Here is a 17,519-nt window from a genome sequence, read left to right on the forward strand (position 1 = left end):
CGCTCAGCCGTTGCCCGCGGTTGTGTCCTGACGCCGGCGGTAGTCCGGGGCCAGGGGGCGGGAAGGGAACAGCAGACCGCCGGGTGGGCCGTTGGCGGCCGGACCTGACGGCGACCCGGCCGCTGTTGATGGTGAGGCGGTCGTGCGGGGGCGCATCGGCGGGGGTCCGTTACGATCGGCAGCCCGTCCGACGCCGTCCCGCACGTCTCGCCACCCGCAAATGGAGGCGCCCCACCTTGGCCATGCAACAGATCCCGGTCGTCGTGCTCGCGGGCTTCCTAGGGTCGGGCAAGACCACCCTCCTCAACCACCTGCTCAGCGCCGGCGCCGGAACTCGTATCGGTGCCATCGTCAATGACTTCGGCAGCATCGAGATCGACGCGATGACCGTCGCCGGGCAGGTGGACTCGATGGTCTCGTTCGGCAATGGCTGTCTGTGCTGCGCGGTCGACACCAGCGAACTCGACGACTATCTGGAGCGGCTGGCCCGCCCCGCCGCCCGTATCGACGTCATCGTCATTGAGGCCAGCGGGCTGGCTGAGCCCGAGGAACTCATCCGGATGATCCTCGCCAGCGAGACCGACCGGATCGTCTACGGCGGGCTGGTCGAGGTCGTCGACGCCGCAGAGTTCGCGGATACCCGCACCCGGCATCCCGAACTCGACCGGCATGTGCGCATCGCTGATCTTGTGGTGCTCAACAAGGCGGACCGCATCGAGGACGCGGCGCGTGAGGAGCTCATGGACACGCTGGGCGATCTCGCGCCGGGCAGGCCCGTGGTCTGTACGGCGTACGGGCGCATCGACCCGGATCTGTTCTTCGACCGCGGCGCGGGCGATGACCTCGATGCGGCGGTCCGGCAGTTGTCGTTCGAGGATCTGCTCCGGGAGAGAGGCGTGGACTCGGCCGACGGCCCCGGTCACCTGCGCGACGAGCACCAAGGCCATGACCATGGGCCCGGTGAGCCCTGTGCTCACCTCCACGTCGGCTACCAAAGCGTGGAGTTCACCTCATCGGAGCCGATGAACCCGCGTCGACTCATGGACTTTCTCGACAGTCGGCCCAGCGGCCTCTACCGCATCAAGGGCTTCGTCCACTTCGATGTCCCGGACAGTCGGCAGAAGTTCACCGTGCACGCGGTGGGTGACTTTCTGCGTTTCTACCCTTCACCCTGGGGGCGTGGCGAAGAGCGCAGCACGCAGCTCGTCCTGATCGGCAGCGGGATCGACGCGGCGGCTCTGAGGAAAGAGCTGACGGCGTGCCGCGACGACGCTCCGGAGGAGGCCTCCGAGCACAGCATGTGGGGCGTCCTGCGTTATGTGGCCTCGCACGAGGAGTAGCCACCGGACACCGGTAATCGGACACCGGCCCGAAGGCATGGCCCAGAGAACCATGACGGGCCGGAGACCTGCGGGCGAGGCGCCCCCGCGCCAGCAACCCACCAGGCACCCACAGGCCAAGAGTTCAGGGCCCAGCAGTCACTCCGACTGCCGGGCCGCGAGCCGGCCGGCCCCCAAGGACCGGCCGGCCGCTCGACGGCGACCCGCCTGCAACGACCCGCCTACACCGGCCCCGCCAGCGCCGCCACCGGCTTGATCAGCGGGACGCCGGAGCCGTCCCGGCGCGGATCCACCTCCGGCAGCTCCACCGGCGCGCCCTTGGTGTCCGCCGCCCGCACCGGCGCGGCGCCGGCCCACGCCATGGTCAGGCAGTCCTCGCCCTTGAGGAACCGCTGACAGCGCACGCCGCCGGTCGCCCGGCCCTTGCGCGGATACTGGTCGAACGGCGTGAGCTTGGCCGTGGCCACCGAGTCGTCCAGGGTGCCGTGCGAGCCGGCGACCGTGAACACCATGGCGTCGGCGGCCGGATCGACCGCGGCGAACGCGATGACCTTCGCGCCCTCTCCCAGCTTGATGCCCGCCATGCCGCCCGCGGGCCGGCCCTGCGGCCGTACCTGGGACGCGGGATAGCGCAGCAGCTGCGCCTCGCTGCTGATGAAGACCAGGTCCTCCTCACCGGTACGCAGCTCCGCCGCGCCCACGATGCGGTCGCTGTCCTTGAGGGTGATGACCTCCAACTCGTCCTTGTTGGACGGATAGTCGGGCACCACGCGCTTGACGACCCCCTGTTCCGTGCCGAGCGCCAGGCCGGGTGAGGACTCGTCCAGCGTGATGAGGCAGATCAGCTCCTCGCCCTCCTCGAGGGTCAGGAACTCCGAGATCTGCGCGCCACCGGAGAGGTTGGGCGCCGCGGCGGTGTCCGGGAGCTGCGGCAGGTCGATCACGGGGATGCGCAGCAGCCGCCCCGTGGACGTCACCGCGCCGACCTCGCCGCGGGTCGTGGCCGGCACCGCCGAGACGATCGCGTCGTGCTTGACCCTCTTGGCCTCCGCGTCGAACGGGATCTCCCCGGTGGCCGTACGCGCCAGCAGCCCCGTCGAGGACAGCAGCACCCGGCACGGGTCGTCGGACACCTCCAGCGGCACCGCGCCGATCGCGGGGCCCGCCGACTCCAGCAGGACCGTGCGCCGGTCCGTGCCGTACTTCTTGGCGACCGCGGCCAGCTCGCCGGAGACCAGCTTGCGCAGCTCGGCGTCCGACTCCAGGATCTGCGTCAGCTTCTCGATCTCGTCCTTGAGCCGGTCGCGCTCCGACTCCAGCTCGATGCGGTCGAACTTGGTCAGGCGGCGCAGCGGGGTGTCGAGGATGTACTGCGTCTGGATGTCGCTCAGCGAGAAGCGTTCGATCAGCCGCTCCTTGGCCTGGGCGCTGTTCTCGCTGGAGCGGATGAGGCGGATGACCTCGTCGATGTCCACCAGGGCGGTCAGCAGGCCCTCGACCAGGTGGAGCCGGTCGCGCCGCTTGCCGCGCCGGAACTCGCTGCGCCGGCGCACCACGTTGAAGCGGTGGTCGACGTAGACCTCCAGCAGCTCCTTGAGGCCCAGCGTCAGCGGCTGGCCGTCCACCAGCGCGACGTTGTTGATGCCGAAGGACTCCTCCATCGGCGTGAGCTTGTAGAGCTGCTCCAGGACGGCTTCGGGGTTGAAGCCGTTCTTGACCTCGATGACCAGCCGCAGGCCGTGCTCGCGGTCGGTGAGGTCCTTCACGTCCGCGATGCCCTGCAGCTTCTTCGAGCCGACCAGGTCCTTGATCTTGGAGATGACCTTCTCGGGGCCGACGGTGAAGGGGAGTTCGGTGACGACCAGGCCCTTGCGGCGCGCCGTGACGGTCTCCACCGTGACCGTGGCACGGATCTTGAAAGTGCCGCGGCCCTTCTCGTACGCGTCCCGTACGCCGCCCAGGCCCACGATGCGGCCACCGGTGGGCAGATCGGGGCCCGGCACGAAACGCATCAGGGTGTCGAGATCGGCGTTGGGGTGCTTGATCAGGTGGCGGGCCGCGGCGATCACCTCGCCGAGGTTGTGCGGCGGCATGTTCGTCGCCATCCCGACCGCGATGCCGGACGTGCCGTTGACCAGGAGGTTCGGGTATGCGGCGGGGAGGGCTACCGGCTCCCGTTCCTGGCCGTCGTAGTTCGGCGCGAAGTCGACGGTGTCCTCGTCGATGGACTCCGTCATCAGGGACGTCGCCGAGGCCATCCGGCACTCGGTGTATCGCATCGCGGCCGGCGGGTCGTCGTTGCCCAGCGAACCGAAGTTGCCGTGGCCGTCCACCAGCGGCAGCCGCATCGAGAACGGCTGCGCCATGCGTACCAGCGCGTCGTAGATGGACGCGTCGCCGTGCGGGTGGAGCTTACCCATCACCTCGCCGACGACCCGGGCGCACTTGACGTACGAGCGTTCGGGCCGCAGGCCCATCTCGTTCATCTGGTACAAGATGCGGCGGTGCACGGGCTTGAGGCCGTCGCGGGCGTCCGGCAGGGCGCGGGAGTAGATGACCGAATACGCGTACTCGAGGAAGGAACCCTGCATCTCGTCGACGACGTCGATGTCGAGGATCCTCTCCTCGAAGTCGTCCGGCGGCGGGGTCTTCGTGCTGCGGCGGGCCATCGCGGCTGCGGCTCCTTCTGCTGCGTCTACTGCCGATGTGGGATCAACATGCTCGGGTCGGTCAACACTGCCGGGCCGACCGGAATTGCCGGTCGCCCGGATGTCGGGCCGGTCGGCCGGCGGATCGATCAGTCGGCGGATCAACCCGTGAGTCTGCCTGAGTCTGACGCGGACCATTGTGGACCGCCCCACTGACAACGCCGACCGCGACTCCCCTTTCGGCGGCTCGGGGCCGCCTCACAGGCCCTCCGTACGGGTCCGCTCGTCCGGGAACTTCGCCAGATGTCGGCGCGGTTGCATACAGTGACAGGACTTCCTCGCAAGCGGATCGAAGGGACGTACATGCCCATGGGTCACACGGCCACAGAACAAGCCGGCTCCGGCGGCCTGACAGCGACCGAGCACCGGCTGGCCAACGGCCTGCGCGTGGTGCTCTCCGAAGACCACCTGACCCCGGTTGCAGCGGTGTGCCTGTGGTACGACGTCGGCTCCCGCCACGAGGTCAAGGGCCGTACGGGCCTGGCTCACCTCTTCGAGCACCTCATGTTCCAGGGTTCCGCGCAGGTGCAGGGCAATGGCCACTTCGAGCTCGTCCAGGGCGCCGGCGGATCGCTGAACGGCACCACGAGCTTCGAGCGCACCAACTACTTCGAGACCATGCCCGCCCATGAGCTGGAGCTCGCGCTCTGGCTGGAGGCGGACCGGATGGGCTCGCTGCTGACCGCGCTCGACGACGAGTCCCTGGAGAACCAGCGCGACGTCGTCAAGAACGAGCGCCGCCAGCGTTACGACAACGTCCCCTACGGCACGGCCTTCGAGAAGCTGACGGCCATGGCGTACCCGGAGGGCCACCCGTACCACCACACCCCCATCGGGTCGATGGCCGATCTGGACGCGGCCTCTCTGGAGGACGCGCGGGCGTTCTTCCGCACGTACTACGCGCCCAACAACGCCGTCCTGTCGATCGTCGGGGACATCGACCCCGAGCAGACGCTGGCCTGGGTGGAGAAGTACTTCGGTTCCATCCCCGCGCACAACGGCAAGCAGCCGCCGCGCGACGGTTCGCTGCCCGAGGTCATCGGCGGCGAGCTGCGCGAGGTCGTCGAGGAGGAAGTGCCTTCCCGTGCCCTCATGGCGGCCTACCGGCTGCCGCACGACGGCACCCGTGAGGCGGACGCCGCGGACCTCGCGCTGACCGTCCTGGGCGGCGGCGAGTCCTCCCGGCTCTACAACCGCCTGGTGCGCCGCGACCGCACCGCCGTGGCCGCCGGTTTCGGCCTGCTGCGGCTGGCCGGGGCGCCCTCGCTGGGCTGGCTGGACGTGAAGACGTCCGCCGGCGTGGAGGTACCCGCCATCGAGAGCGCCGTCGACGAGGAGCTGGCCCGCTTCGCCGCCGAGGGGCCGACCCCGGAGGAGATGGAGCGCGCGCAGGCCCAGTTGGAGCGCGAATGGCTGGACCGCCTGGCCACGGTCAGCGGCCGCGCCGACGAACTGTGCCGCTTCGCCGTGCTGTTCGGTGACCCGCAGCTTGCGCTGAGTGCCGTCCAGCGCGTCCTGGACATCACTCCCGAGGAGGTGCAGGCGGTCGCCGAGGCCCGGCTGCGCCCCGACAACCGCGCGGTGCTCGTGTACGAGCCCACCGAGCCGACCGCCCCGGCCGACCCGGCCGCCGACACCGAGAAGGAGGAGGAGGACCGGTGAGCGACTCCACCACCCGCGCAGATTCCGCCGCGACCGCCATGGACTTCCACCCCCAGCCCAAGGGCGGCGCGCCCAAGCCCTGGGCCTTCCCGGCCCCCGAGCGCTCCCAACTCGCCAACGGGCTCACCCTCCTGACCAGCCACCGTCCCGGCCAGCAGGTCGTCGCCGTCGAGATCAACCTCGTCGCCCCTCTGGAGGCCGAGCCGGAGGGCCTGGACGGCGTCGCCACGATCATGGCGCGCGCCCTGTCCGAGGGCACCGACAAGCACGACGCCGAGGAGTTCGCCGCCGAGCTGGAGCGCTGCGGCGCCACCCTGGATGCGCACGCCGACCACCCCGGCCTGCGGGTCTCCCTCGAGGTGCCGGTGTCGCGGCTGCCCCGCGCGCTCGGTCTGCTCGCCGACGCGCTGCGCGCCCCCGCCTTCCCTGACAGCGAGATCGAGCGGCTGGTACGCAACCGCCTCGACGAGATCCCGCACGAGCTCGCCAACCCGGCGCGACGGGCCGCGATGGCGCTGTCCAAGGAGCTGTTCCCGGCCACTTCCCGGATGTCGCGGCCCCGCCAGGGCACCGAGGAGACCGTCGAGCGCATCGATGCCGCGGCGGTCCGCGCCTTCTACGACGCCCACGTACGGCCCGCCACGGGCACCGCCGTCATCGTCGGCGACCTCACCGGCGTCGACCTCCAGGCGGCGCTCGCCGACACCCTGAGCGCTTGGAGCGGCTCCACCGCCGAGCCGCTGAAGCCCTCGGCGATCACCGCCGACGACACCGGCCGCGTGGTCATCGTCGACCGCCCCGGAGCCGTCCAGACGCAGCTGCTGATCGGCCGCATCGGCGCCGACCGGCACGATCGGGTCTGGCCCGCGCAGGTGCTCGGCACGTACTGCCTGGGCGGCACGCTCACCTCCCGGCTGGACCGGGTGCTGCGCGAGGAGAAGGGCTACACCTACGGGGTGCGCGCCTTCGGCCAGGTACTGCGCTCGTCGGCGGACGGCAGCGGCGCCGCCATGCTCGCCATCAGCGGGTCGGTGGACACCGCCTCCACGGGGCCGGCCCTCGAGGACCTCTGGCAGGTGCTGCGCACCCTTGCGGCAGAGGGGCTGACGGACGCCGAGCGGGATGTTGCCGTGCAGAACCTCGTCGGCGTCGCGCCGCTGAAGTACGAGACCGCAGCGGCCGTCGCCGGCACGCTCGCCGACCAGGTGGAGCAGCACCTCCCGGACGACTTCCAGGCGCAGCTGTACGCCCGGCTCGCCGAGACCGGGACGGTCGAGGCGACCGCGGCCGCCGTCAGCGCCTTCCCCGTGGACCGCCTGGTGACGGTCCTGGTGGGTGACGCCGCGCAGATCACGGAGCCCGTCAGGGAACTGGGCATCGGCACGGTGACGGTCGTCGGCGGCTGACCCCCGCCGGCTGACTGCCGGTCAGGTACCGGCTGGGGAATCCGGCCGGCCGTGAAGCGACAGAGCGGCTCCCGTGGTGCACGTCCACCACGGGAGCCGCCGTATGTCCGGATTGTTGCGGCTGGTTGCCCGGTGTCCTTGTGGCGTACGGCACAAAGCGCCGGTTCTGTTTGCCGATTGAAAGATGTCCCGATTAGCGTCGGTCCGACTGTTCGTCACAGGTCCGCCACAACAGTGGCACCGGACAGTCATCGCCGAGTCCCCGTACGGCGCGAGCCAGGGGAGCCGGGGACCCACACGTCCCCTGGGGTGAATCGGGTCCCTCTCCGGAGGAGCCCGTAGGAGACCTTCCTGCTCCGAACCCGTCAGCTAACCCGGTAGGCGAGAAGGAAGGAAAGGACAAGCCACCAGATGGCGTTCACCCGTGCCACCGGGAAGCATCGTCGTGCCAGCCGCACGGCTCGTACGACCCGCAAGTTCGCCGGCATCGCCACCCTCGCGGCCTCCGGCGTCGTCGCCTCCGTCGCCTCGCCGGCGCTGGCCGCCACCGGCGAGACGCACGCCGAGGACACCGGCCTGCGGCAGGCCGTCGTGATGGGCGACGAGCTCGCCAGCCGCGTCGAGGCCCAGGCCGACGCGCAGCAGACGGCCGCCGAGGCCGCCGCGGTGCAGGCGAGGGCCGCGGCCGTGGCGAAGAAGGCGGCCGACGAGGCCCAGCGGCTCGCCGAGGCCGCCAAGAAGAAGGCAGAGGCGAAGGCCAAGGAGGAGCGGGAGGCCAAGGAGCGCGCGGCCCGCGACGCGGAGCGCAAGCGGCTCAACGCCTTCGTCGCCCCGATAGCCGGCTCCTACGTCTCCACCGGCTACAAGGCCTCCAGCGGCCTGTGGTCCTCCGGCAGCCACACCGGCATCGACTTCCACGCCGCCACCGGCACCTCCGTCCACACCGTCGGCTCGGGCACCGTCGTCGAGGCCGGCTGGGGCGGCTCGTACGGCAACAACATCGTGATCAAGATGCACGACGGCACGTACACCCAGTACGGCCACCTGTCGTCCATCGGGGTGTCGGTCGGTCAGACCGTCACTCCCGGCCAGCAGATAGGCCTCTCGGGTGCCACCGGCAACGTCACCGGTCCGCACCTCCACTTCGAGGCCCGCACCGGCCCCGACTACGGTTCGGACATCGACCCGATCGCGTACCTGCGCGCGCACGGCGTCGGCGTCTGACGCCCCACGCGTCCTGGTGGAGCCCCGGCCGACGGCCGGGGCTTCCGCGTATCCGGTGCGCGGCAGGCGCCGGCCGTCCCGCCCCGTGGCCAAAAAATATCCCTGAATTCCCGGAGCCCGTCGGAAATCTCGTCCCGGTCGAATAGAGTCACGGAAAACCCGCCGATCGGCGGAGTTTCCCGGGGATTACGGCGGAGGCACGGACGATGCGAGGCCATCTTTCCGCGCATGCGGTGTGCACGGCGATTCGCGACGACATTGTCTCCGGTGCGCTTGCGCCGGGGAGCCGGCTGATCGAGGAAATTCTCGCGGCCCGCTACGGCGTCTCCAGAGTCCCGGTCCGCGAGGCGCTGCGTACCCTGCAGTCCGAGGGCTTCGTCACCACCCGCCACCATGCGGGCGCCTGCGTCGCCGAGCCCACCGAGCAGGAAGCGGCCGATCTCCTGGACATCCGCGCCCTGTTGGAGCCGCTGGGCGCCGCCCGTGCCGCCGTCCGCCGCAGCCCCGCCCACCTGAAGGTGCTACGCGGTCTCGTACGGCTCGGCCGCGAGCGGGCCCGGCACGGTCACCCCGCGGACGTGCGCCAACTGGACGGCTGGTTCCACGAGACGCTCGCCCAGGCGGCCGGCAGCGCCAGCCTGACGGCGCTGCTCACCCAGCTGCGGCGCAAGATCGAGTGGATGTACACGGTGGAACTTCCCGCGCGGGCCGTCGACTCGTGGGACGAGCACGGTGCGGTGCTGGACGCGGTGGCCAAAGGGGATGCGGAGCGGGCCCGCGCCCTGATGGCGGCTCATGTCGAACGCTCCCTCCCGGTGTACCGGTTGCGCCGCCCCGCCGCACCCGCGGTGAGGGACGCGAAACGACCCGTCAACACGGCGCGTGCCCGCAATTAACATCCGGGCCGTATACAAAGGGGTAGGGAATTCCCGCCGGGGCGGGTGAGGGTGCCTGCCGTTCGCGATGCCGGTATTTCCGCCGTGCATTCCTGCCCCGATGTGCATTCCTGTCCGACGTACATTCTTGCCTGTCGTGTATTCCTGCCGCGAATAATCGGCGATCCATTATTTCGGCATGCCCGTACGGTGAATGCGGTTCAGTAAACCCGTGCAGCGAAAGTCCCGCAGCGAAACCGGCCCGCTGATGCCGCCCCCGGCAAAACGGCCCCGCGGCGGCAACCGTTTCCGGTCGCCGCCGCGGGGCCGCAGGCGGAGAAAACAGGGAATCCCGAGGGACCCGGACCGTCAGACCGTCTCGGGGAGCTCTTCCAGGCCCTCGGAGACGAGCTTCGCCAGGCGGTCGAGCGCGGCCTCGGCCCCTTCGGCGTCGGAGGCCAGCACGATCTCCTCGCCGCCCTGGGCGCCCAGACCCAGAACCGCGAGCATGGAGGCCGCGTTGACGGGGTTGCCATCGGCCTTGGCGATCGTCATCGGAATGCCGGCCGCGGTGGCCGCACGGACGAAGATCGAGGCGGGGCGGGCGTGCAGGCCCTCTGCCCAGCCGACATTGACGCGGCGCTCAGCCATTGGGGATGCCCTTCAAGTCGCGTGACAGTTGTCTAGACCATTCTCTCACGCTGCCGGGAGTGCTCCGGCGACGCTCCGGCAGCGCTCCGTTGGCATCGAGCGTACGCATGCCGAGCCGGTTGTCGGTGCCCCGCCGTACGCTTGTCCGCATGCAGACGCAGCCGCACCACGCGTACCCGACCCACTGGGAAGCCGACGTGGTGCTGCGCGACGGCGGCACGGCGCAGATCCGACCCATCACGCCCGATGACGCCGCACGGCTGGTCTCGTTCTACGAGCAGGTCTCGGACGAGTCGAAGTACTACCGCTTCTTCGCGCCCTACCCGCGCCTGTCCGACCGTGACGTCCACCGTTTCACCCACCATGACTACGTCGACCGGGTCGGCCTCGCCGCCACCGTCGGCGGCGAGTTCATCGCCACCGTCCGCTACGACCGGATCAACGACCAGGGGCTGCCCGCCAAGGACCCCGAGGACGACCAGGCCGAGGTCGCCTTCCTGGTCCAGGACGCCCACCAGGGCCGCGGCGTCGCCTCCGCCCTCCTGGAGCACATCGCCGCGGTGGCCCGTGAGCGCGGCATTCGCCGGTTCGCCGCCGAGGTGCTGCCCGCGAACTCCAAGATGATCAAGGTGTTCACGGACGCCGGCTACACCCAGAAGCGCACGTTCGAGGACGGCGTGGTCCGGCTGGAATTCGACCTGGAGCCGACCGAGCAGTCCATGGCCGTGATGCGCGGCCGGGAGCAGCGCGCCGAGGCCCGCTCCGTCCAGCGGCTGCTCGCCCCGGGCTCGGTCGCCGTCATCGGGACGGGCCGCGCCCCCGGGGGCGTCGGCCGCTCCGCCCTTCGCAACCTCCTCGACTCCGGCTTCACCGGCCGCGCCCATGCCGTCAACCACGCCTTCCCCGAGGGCATGGACCGCCTCGAGCCCGAAGGCGTACCCGCCGCCCGCTCGCTGCGGGAGATCCCCGACCCGGTCGATCTGGCGGTCATCGCCGTGCCCGCGGCCCACGTTCCCGATGTGGTCCGCGACTGCGGCGAACACGGCGTCCAGGGCGTGCTGATCCTGTCCTCCGGATACGCCGAGGCGGGTCCCGAAGGCCGCGAGCGGCAGCGCGCCCTGCTCCGCCAGGCCCGCTCGTACGGCATGCGGCTCATCGGGCCCAACGCCTTCGGCATGATCAACACGGCCGCGCCCGTCCGGCTGAACGCCTCCCTGGCCCCCCAGATGCCCGGCGCGGGCCACATCGGTCTGTTCACCCAGTCCGGGGCGATCGGCATCGCCCTGCTCAGCGGGCTGCACTCCCGCGGCCCCGGTGACGGCGGCATCGCGGGCATCTCCGCCTTCGTCTCGGCGGGCAACCGCGCCGACCTCTCCGGCAACGACCTGCTCCAGTACTGGTACGACGACCCGGACACCGATGTGGTGATCCTCTATCTGGAGTCCATCGGCAATCCCCGCAAGTTCGCCCGGCTCGCCCGCCGTACGGCCGCCCGCAAGCCGGTCGTGGTCGCCAAGGGCGCCCGGCACAACGGCACCTCGCCGCTGGGCCACGCCGTCCCCACGGTCCGTATCCCCGACAGCACCGTCGCCGCCCTGATGCGGCAGGCCGGTGTGATCCGCGTCGACACGGTCACCGAGCTGATCGACGCCGGGCTGCTGCTGGCCTCCCAGCCGCTGCCGGCCGGGCCCCGCATCGCGATCCTGGGCAATTCCGAATCGCTCGCACTCCTGGCGTACGACTCCTGCCTGACCGAGGGCCTCCGTCCGCTGCGCCCGCATGTGCTGGCACCGACGGCGACACCGGAGGACTTCCGCGCCGCGCTCGCCCAGTCGCTCGCGGGCGAGGGCTGCGACGCCGTTGTCGTGACGGCCATCCCCTGGGTGGGCGAAGGGGAAGGTGCCGTTCCGGGCGCACGCGAGGGCACCGCGCTCGCCGCCGCCCTGCGCACCGCCGCCGCGGCCGACCCGGCCAAGCCCGTGACGGTCGTCCACCTGGCGATGGACGACCTGGCCGAGACGCTGGCCGCCCAGGGGGAGTCACCCGAGCCGCCCCCTTCGCCCCGGGACGAGCCACCGGCCGACTCCAGCGCCCCGGTACCGCCCCACCCGGGCGCCCCCGCCTCGCCCCGGCCCTCGTACCCCCCACGTCCCCCGTACCCGCCACGCCCTCCGCGCCCACCGTCCTCCGGCCCGCAGGCGCCCCAGGATGCGGCGCCCCCCGCCCCGCCCCGCCGCCCCGACCCCGTCCGGATCCCCGCCTACCCCGCCGCGGAGCGGGCCGTCCGCGCGCTCGGCGAGGCCGTCCGCTACGCCGCCTGGCGCCGCGACGCCGCCGAGCCCGGCCGGGTCCCCGAGTACGACGACATCCAGGAGACGGCCGCCGGAGCCGACATCGACCGGCTCCTCGACCGCCTCGCCCCCGGCCCCGGCCGCTCCGCCCCGCTGTCGGCCGCCGACGCCGAGGCCCTGCTCGCCCGCTACGGCATCCACACCCGCCCCTCCCTGCCCGCCCCCGACCCCGACACCGCCGTCCGTGCCGCCGCCCGGCTCGGCTTCCCCGTCGCCCTCAAGACCACCGCGCCCCACCTACGGCACCGCGCCGACCTCGGCGGAGTCCGCCTGGACATCGCCGGCGAGCGCGAACTGCGCCGCATCTACGCCGAATTGACCGACTTCCTCGGCTCGCCCGAAGAGCTGCGCCCGGTCGTCCAGGCGATGGTGCCGCGCGGCGTCGACACGATCGTCCGCGCCGCCATCGACCCGGCCGCCGGAGCGGTGCTCTCCTTCGGCCTGGCGGGCGCCCCCTCCCAGCTGCTCGGCGACATCGCCCACCGGCTGATTCCGGCCACCGACCGCGATGTCGCCGACCAGATCCGGTCGATCCGCGCCGCCCCGCTGCTGTTCGGCTGGCGCGGCTCGCAGCCGGTGGACACCACCGCGCTCGCCGAGCTCCTGCTGCGCGTCTCCCGGCTGGTCGACGACCACTCGGAGGTCGTCGGCGTCGACCTCGAGCCGGTCGTCGTCGCACCGCACGGCCTGTCCGTCCTGGGAGCCGCCGTCCGCCTGGCCAGGCCCCCCGCCACGACCGACCTCGGCCCCCGCCGCCTGCCCGTCTACTGAGGCTCTCGCGCCCCGGTACGCCCCGTAAGATGGACCCCATGGCTAAGACCGGTACGACGACCCAGGGGCTGCGCGCGGCGATCGAGCGCAGTGGCTATTACCCGACCCTCGTGGCCGAGGCGGTGCAGGCCGCGGTGGGCGGCGAACCGGTCGTGTCGTACCTCGTCCACCAGGAGACGACCTTCGACGCGAACGAGGTCCGCCGCCATGTCACGGTCCTGGTCCTGACCGGCACCCGCTTCATCGTCAGCCACACCGACGAGCAGGCCGCCGACGCCACCAGCCCCTCGCCGTACGCCACGACCTCCACCGAGTCCGTCAAGCTCGGCCGGATCTCTTCGGTCGTGCTCAGCCGCGTGGTCGCCAACCCCGAGTCGTACACCCCCGGCCAGCTGCCCCGCGAGGTCGTCCTCACCATCGGCTGGGGTGCCGTCGCCCGCCTCGACCTGGAGCCCGCCAGCTGCGGCGACCCCAACTGCGAGGCGGACCACGGCTATACGGGCTCCTCCACCGCCGACGACCTGTCGCTGCGGGTCAGCGAGGCCGGCGACGGACCGGACTCGGTACGCGAGACGCTCGCCTTCGCTCAGGCGCTCTCCGAGGCCACTGCGGCCACCGTCAGCTCCCGCTGATGGTGCACACCGCCCCCGCCTGGCCCGAACCGGCGCCCCTCGACCCGCTCACCGCCCCGGTGCCGCAGTACGGAACCGGCTCGCTCGCCGACCTGCTGCCCGCGATCACCGCGGGCCAGGGGCTGCGTGAACTCGCCACCGGGATGGAACTGGCCCCCGCCGACCGTGCCTGCGTCTTCCTCGTCGACGGCCTCGGCTGGGAACTGCTGCGCGCCCACCCCGAGGAGGCGCCGTTCCTCACCTCCCTCCTGGACACCTCGTTCAACGGCACCGGCCGCCCGCTCACCGCCGGCTTCCCGGCCACCACCGCCACCTCCCTCGCCTCGGTCGGCACGGGCCTGCCACCGGGCGCGCACGGCCTGGCGGGCTACACCTGCGAGGACCCGGCCACCGGTGCGCTGATGAACCAGCTGCGCTGGCGCCCGTGGACCGACCCGCACGTCTGGCAGCCCCACCCGACGGTCTTCCAGCTGGCCGACGCCGCGGGCATCCACACCTGCCAGGTCTCCGCGCCGGACTTCGAGCACACCCCGCTCACGAAGGTGGCGCTCAGCGGCGGCACGTTCCACGGCCGGCTCTCCGGCGAGGAGCGGATGGACCTCGCCGCCGAACAGCTCGCGGCCGGCGACCGCTCGCTGGTCTACACGTACTACTCCGAGGTCGACGGCAAGGGGCACCGCTACGGCGTCGACTCCGATGCCTGGCGCGGCCAGTTGATGTACGTCGACCGGCTCGCGCAGCGGCTGGCCGAGCAGCTCCCGCCGCGCTCCGCCCTCTACATCACCGCCGACCACGGCATGATCGACATTCCGTTCGGCCCCGAGTACCGGATCGACTTCGACGAGGACTGGGAACTGCGCGCCGGCGTACGCCTGTTGGGCGGCGAGGGGCGGGCCCGGCATGTGTATGCGCATCCTGGCGCGGCCGGCGATGTGCTCGCCATCTGGCGCGAAGTGGTCGGCGAGCAGATGTGGGTCGCCGGCCGCGAAGAGGCCATCACCGCGGGGTGGTTCGGCCCGCACGTCGACGACCGGGTGCGCGGCCGGATCGGCGATGTGGTGGCGGTCGCGCACGCCGACATGGCGATCATCGCCTCCGAACGCGAGCGGGGTGAGTCGGCGATGGTCGGGCTGCACGGCTCGATGACCCCGGCGGAGCAGCTGGTGCCGCTCCTGGAAGTCCGCACCTGACCCGTCCGGCCCCACCCCGTCCGGTCCCCGACCGTCCCTTCCCCACGAGCCCGAAAGGCCCGCTGCTTCCCATGCCCGAGCTGGTGTTCTTCTCCGGAACGATGGACTGCGGAAAGAGCACCCTCGCTCTGCAGATCGAGCACAACCGCTCGGCCCGCGGGCTGCAGGGGCTGATATTCAGCCGCAACGACCGGGCCGGGCGGGGCAAGCTCTCCTCCCGCCTGGGCCTGGTCACCGAGGCCGTCGAGGCCGCGGACGACATGGACTTCTACGCCCACATCGTCGGCCGGCTCTCCTCCGGCGGCCGGGTCGACTACGTCATCGCCGACGAGGCGCAGTTCCTTGCGCCCGAACAGGTCGACCAGCTCGCCCGCGTCGTGGACGACCTCGATCTGGACGTCTTCGCGTTCGGCATCACCACCGACTTCCGCAGCAAGCTCTTCCCCGGCTCCCAGCGGCTGGTCGAACTCGCCGACCGGATAGAGGTGTTGCAGGTCGAGGCGCTGTGCTGGTGCGGAGCCCGCGCCACGCACAATGCCCGTACCGTCGATGGCCGGATGGTGGTGGAGGGCGCGCAGGTCGTCGTCGGCGATGTCGCCGGCCGCGATGCGGCGGGTGCACAGGCCGAGGTCGGCTACGAGGTGTTGTGCCGGCGTCATCACCGCCGTCGGCAGACCTCCGCCACCGCCCGCGCCGGCGCGCTCTCCCCGGACGTCCTGCCGGTCGACGCGCCCCGCTGAACCGCCCCCGTGCGAAGCGTCAGCGCGTCTGGATGATCCTGAACGAGGCGCCTTCGCCGTCGGCGACCGTCGCCAGCCTGCCGTGTGCGGAGTCCTGCGGCGGCCCCAGGACTCGCCCGCCCAGTTCGGTGACCCGGCGCACCGCGGCGTCGGTGTCCGGGACGGCGAAGTACGTCATCCAGTACGGTCCCCGGTCCCGCGGCAGCGCGTCGCCCACGCCATGGATCCCGGCCACCGGATGCCCCTTGAGGTGCAGCGTCACATAGTCGAAGTCGGTCGCGTCCACGGCCTCCGGCTCGAAGCCGAAGACCCGTTCGTAGAACGGCTCGACGATGCGGGTCTCGCGGGTGACCAGTTCGTTCCACACCGGGGTGCCCGGCTCGCCGCTGACCGCGGTGCCCATCATCGACCTGCCCTGCCAGATGCCGAAGATCGCCCCCTCGGGATCGGAGCCGAGCGCCATCCGCCCCGCGTCGTCCGCGTCCAGCGGTCCGACGCCCACCGTGCCGCCGCAGCAACGGATCTGCTCGGCGGTGGCGTCCGCGTCATCGCTCGCCAGATAGGTGGTCCAGGCGACGGGCAGATGGCGATCGCCCGGCAGCTCGCCGACCCCGGCCACCTCCCGGCCGTCGAGGTAGGCGCGGGCGTACGGACCGAAATGCTGCGGCCCCGGACGGAACTCCCAGCCGAAGAGCGCGCCGTAGAACTCCTGCGTGGCGGACAGGCTGTGTGCCAGGAGGCTCACCCAGCAGGGCGCGCCGGGCATCCGCCGAGTCGCTGCCTCGGTCGTCATCGTCACTTACTCCTCGGGGCATCGGGGTGCTGGCCATGGGGGTACGGGCGCGGGTCCCGAGCAGATGCTCGCACCCTGTGACCTGCTGTGTGCCCCGGCCGCGCCGTCCTTGGCGCGTTCGCGAGGGAGAATGCCCGTTTTGCTGTCTTGCGTCCGTTTTGATGGTGGCGTCAACTCGCGCAACTCCGCCATACGGAGGGTGGGATCCCGCCTTCTCTACGTAGTCGTCGCTACGCAAGGATGAGTCCCATGAATGCCATCATCACCGCTACCGAACTCGCGAGCGAGTTGGCGGGGGCCGCCGCCCCGGTGCTCCTCGACGTCCGCTACCAGCTCGGCGGTCCGCCCGGCCGTCCCCAGTACGAGGCCGGACACGTGCCCGGCGCGGTCTACGTCGACCTCGACGCCGAGCTGGCCTCGCCCCCCGGTCCGGCGGGCCGCCACCCGCTTCCCGATCTCACCGTCTTCGGCGACGCCATGCGTGCGGCCGGGGTGGCCGGGGACCGTGCCGTGGTCGTCTACGACGGCGGTCAGGGCTGGGCCGCGGCGCGCGCCTGGTGGCTGCTGCGCTGGTCGGGTCACCCCGACGTCCGCGTACTCGACGGCGGCCTCGCGGCCTGGCAGGAGTCCGGCGGAGCCATGAGTGTCGACATGGTGACTCCGCAGGTTGGCGACTTCACCCCCGTCCCCGGGGCGCTGCCGCTGCTGACGGCGGACGACGCGGCCTCTCTGGCGCGCCGGGGCGTCCTCCTGGACGCGCGGGCCGCCGAGCGCTATCGCGGCGAGGTGGAGCCCATCGACAAGGTGGCCGGCCACATCCCCGGCGCCGTGTCCGCCCCCACCACCGAGAACGTCGTCGAGGGTGGCACCACCTTCCGCGACGCGGCGGAGCTGGCCAAGCGCTTCGCGTCGCTGGGCGCCACCGAGGGCGCGGAGGTCGGTGTCTACTGCGGTTCCGGTGTCTCCGCCGCGCACGAGGTCCTCGCCCTGGCGGCGGCCGGCATCCCTGCCGCGCTGTACGTCGGCTCCTGGAGCGAGTGGTCCAGCGACCCGTCCCGACCCGTGGCCACCGGACCCCAGCCCGGCTGACCCCTGCCCGGGGCCCGTACGGGCCCCGACAGCGCGCCGCCCGCCCCCCTGGCTCCAGAGGGGCGGGCGATGCGTTCGTCGCCGAAA

Annotated in this window: 13 protein-coding genes and 1 riboswitch; of the genes, 10 read left to right on the forward strand and 3 right to left on the reverse strand. The window is 71.8% G+C overall.

What is annotated here, in order from left to right:
• Window positions 1–236: 236 nt before the first annotated feature.
• On the forward strand, window positions 237–1,340 hold the full coding sequence (locus tag ACIGWZ_RS36535) for a CobW family GTP-binding protein (RefSeq protein ID WP_400071846.1): 1,104 nt from the start codon (window positions 237–239) through the stop codon (window positions 1,338–1,340).
• A 221-nt stretch (window positions 1,341–1,561) separates the two neighbouring features.
• On the opposite strand, the gene ACIGWZ_RS36540 is transcribed toward ACIGWZ_RS36535, so the two are convergent.
• Entirely contained in the window at window positions 1,562–4,009 is a 2,448-nt protein-coding gene (locus ACIGWZ_RS36540; protein ID WP_400071848.1) for a DNA topoisomerase (ATP-hydrolyzing) subunit A, read from the reverse strand.
• 348 nt (window positions 4,010–4,357) lie between these two features.
• On the opposite strand from ACIGWZ_RS36540, the gene ACIGWZ_RS36545 reads away from it, so the two are divergent.
• The 4 genes from ACIGWZ_RS36545 (at window position 4,358) to ACIGWZ_RS36560 (ending at window position 9,236) form a co-directional block, all read left to right on the forward strand.
• Window positions 4,358–5,710, forward strand: coding sequence for a M16 family metallopeptidase (locus ACIGWZ_RS36545; protein WP_400071939.1), 1,353 nt, complete (start codon window positions 4,358–4,360; stop codon window positions 5,708–5,710).
• Between the two features lie 38 nt (window positions 5,711–5,748).
• The gene (locus ACIGWZ_RS36550; RefSeq protein WP_400071941.1) at window positions 5,749–7,116 is read left to right on the forward strand and encodes a M16 family metallopeptidase; all 1,368 of its coding nucleotides are present in this window, start codon (window positions 5,749–5,751) and stop codon (window positions 7,114–7,116) included.
• 242 nt (window positions 7,117–7,358) lie between these two features.
• Window positions 7,359–7,515: riboswitch (cyclic di-AMP (ydaO/yuaA leader) on the forward strand.
• 12 nt (window positions 7,516–7,527) lie between these two features.
• On the forward strand, window positions 7,528–8,340 hold the full coding sequence (locus ACIGWZ_RS36555) for a M23 family metallopeptidase (protein WP_400071850.1): 813 nt from the start codon (window positions 7,528–7,530) through the stop codon (window positions 8,338–8,340).
• 206 nt (window positions 8,341–8,546) lie between these two features.
• Window positions 8,547–9,236: a GntR family transcriptional regulator gene (locus tag ACIGWZ_RS36560; RefSeq protein ID WP_400071852.1), complete on the forward strand. Its 690-nt coding sequence runs from the start codon at window positions 8,547–8,549 to the stop codon at window positions 9,234–9,236.
• A gap of 348 nt (window positions 9,237–9,584) precedes the next feature.
• Here ACIGWZ_RS36560 and ACIGWZ_RS36565 read toward each other — a convergent pair whose 3' ends face one another.
• Window positions 9,585–9,866 (reverse strand): HPr family phosphocarrier protein, encoded by a 282-nt coding sequence (locus tag ACIGWZ_RS36565; protein ID WP_400071853.1) that lies wholly within the window; start codon window positions 9,864–9,866, stop codon window positions 9,585–9,587.
• A 149-nt stretch (window positions 9,867–10,015) separates the two neighbouring features.
• Between ACIGWZ_RS36565 and ACIGWZ_RS36570 the strand changes: the two genes are divergently transcribed.
• From ACIGWZ_RS36570 to ACIGWZ_RS36585, 4 genes are all read left to right on the forward strand, one after another.
• Entirely contained in the window at window positions 10,016–12,988 is a 2,973-nt protein-coding gene (locus ACIGWZ_RS36570; protein ID WP_400071855.1) for a GNAT family N-acetyltransferase, read from the forward strand.
• Window positions 12,989–13,026: 38 nt separating this feature from the next.
• The gene (locus ACIGWZ_RS36575; RefSeq protein ID WP_400071857.1) at window positions 13,027–13,620 is read left to right on the forward strand and encodes a DUF5998 family protein; all 594 of its coding nucleotides are present in this window, start codon (window positions 13,027–13,029) and stop codon (window positions 13,618–13,620) included.
• Window positions 13,620–14,810: an alkaline phosphatase family protein gene (locus tag ACIGWZ_RS36580; protein ID WP_400071859.1), complete on the forward strand. Its 1,191-nt coding sequence runs from the start codon at window positions 13,620–13,622 to the stop codon at window positions 14,808–14,810. Before ACIGWZ_RS36575 ends, ACIGWZ_RS36580 begins: the two co-directional genes overlap by 1 nt.
• Window positions 14,811–14,881: 71 nt before the next feature.
• The gene (locus ACIGWZ_RS36585) at window positions 14,882–15,550 is read left to right on the forward strand and encodes a thymidine kinase (protein ID WP_400071861.1); all 669 of its coding nucleotides are present in this window, start codon (window positions 14,882–14,884) and stop codon (window positions 15,548–15,550) included.
• A 19-nt stretch (window positions 15,551–15,569) separates the two neighbouring features.
• Here ACIGWZ_RS36585 and ACIGWZ_RS36590 read toward each other — a convergent pair whose 3' ends face one another.
• The gene (locus tag ACIGWZ_RS36590) at window positions 15,570–16,343 is read right to left on the reverse strand and encodes a VOC family protein (RefSeq protein ID WP_400071863.1); all 774 of its coding nucleotides are present in this window, start codon (window positions 16,341–16,343) and stop codon (window positions 15,570–15,572) included.
• 249 nt (window positions 16,344–16,592) lie between these two features.
• Between ACIGWZ_RS36590 and ACIGWZ_RS36595 the strand changes: the two genes are divergently transcribed.
• Complete coding sequence (locus ACIGWZ_RS36595) at window positions 16,593–17,432, forward strand: sulfurtransferase (RefSeq protein ID WP_400071865.1); 840 nt, start codon at window positions 16,593–16,595, stop codon at window positions 17,430–17,432.
• The last annotated feature ends 87 nt before the right edge of the window (window positions 17,433–17,519 follow it).

Origin of the sequence: Streptomyces sp. NPDC053427 (genome assembly GCF_044544985.1) — a bacterium.
GTDB lineage: Bacteria > Actinomycetota > Actinomycetes > Streptomycetales > Streptomycetaceae > Streptomyces.

What these genes read in the sequence shown, in the direction of transcription:
- ACIGWZ_RS36550 (WP_400071941.1), top strand. Translation starts at nt 5,749, where the DNA reads ATGGACTTCCACCCCCAGCCCAAGGGCGGCGCGCCCAAGCCCTGGGCC.
- ACIGWZ_RS36540 (WP_400071848.1), bottom strand. Translation starts at nt 4,009, where the DNA reads ATGGCCCGCCGCAGCACGAAGACCCCGCCGCCGGACGACTTCGAGGAG.
- ACIGWZ_RS36565 (WP_400071853.1), bottom strand. Translation starts at nt 9,866, where the DNA reads ATGGCTGAGCGCCGCGTCAATGTCGGCTGGGCAGAGGGCCTGCACGCC.
- ACIGWZ_RS36560 (WP_400071852.1), top strand. Translation starts at nt 8,547, where the DNA reads ATGCGAGGCCATCTTTCCGCGCATGCGGTGTGCACGGCGATTCGCGAC.
- ACIGWZ_RS36580 (WP_400071859.1), top strand. Translation starts at nt 13,620, where the DNA reads ATGGTGCACACCGCCCCCGCCTGGCCCGAACCGGCGCCCCTCGACCCG.
- ACIGWZ_RS36585 (WP_400071861.1), top strand. Translation starts at nt 14,882, where the DNA reads ATGCCCGAGCTGGTGTTCTTCTCCGGAACGATGGACTGCGGAAAGAGC.
- ACIGWZ_RS36555 (WP_400071850.1), top strand. Translation starts at nt 7,528, where the DNA reads ATGGCGTTCACCCGTGCCACCGGGAAGCATCGTCGTGCCAGCCGCACG.
- ACIGWZ_RS36590 (WP_400071863.1), bottom strand. Translation starts at nt 16,343, where the DNA reads ATGACGACCGAGGCAGCGACTCGGCGGATGCCCGGCGCGCCCTGCTGG.
- ACIGWZ_RS36575 (WP_400071857.1), top strand. Translation starts at nt 13,027, where the DNA reads ATGGCTAAGACCGGTACGACGACCCAGGGGCTGCGCGCGGCGATCGAG.
- ACIGWZ_RS36595 (WP_400071865.1), top strand. Translation starts at nt 16,593, where the DNA reads ATGAATGCCATCATCACCGCTACCGAACTCGCGAGCGAGTTGGCGGGG.
- ACIGWZ_RS36570 (WP_400071855.1), top strand. Translation starts at nt 10,016, where the DNA reads ATGCAGACGCAGCCGCACCACGCGTACCCGACCCACTGGGAAGCCGAC.
- ACIGWZ_RS36545 (WP_400071939.1), top strand. Translation starts at nt 4,358, where the DNA reads ATGGGTCACACGGCCACAGAACAAGCCGGCTCCGGCGGCCTGACAGCG.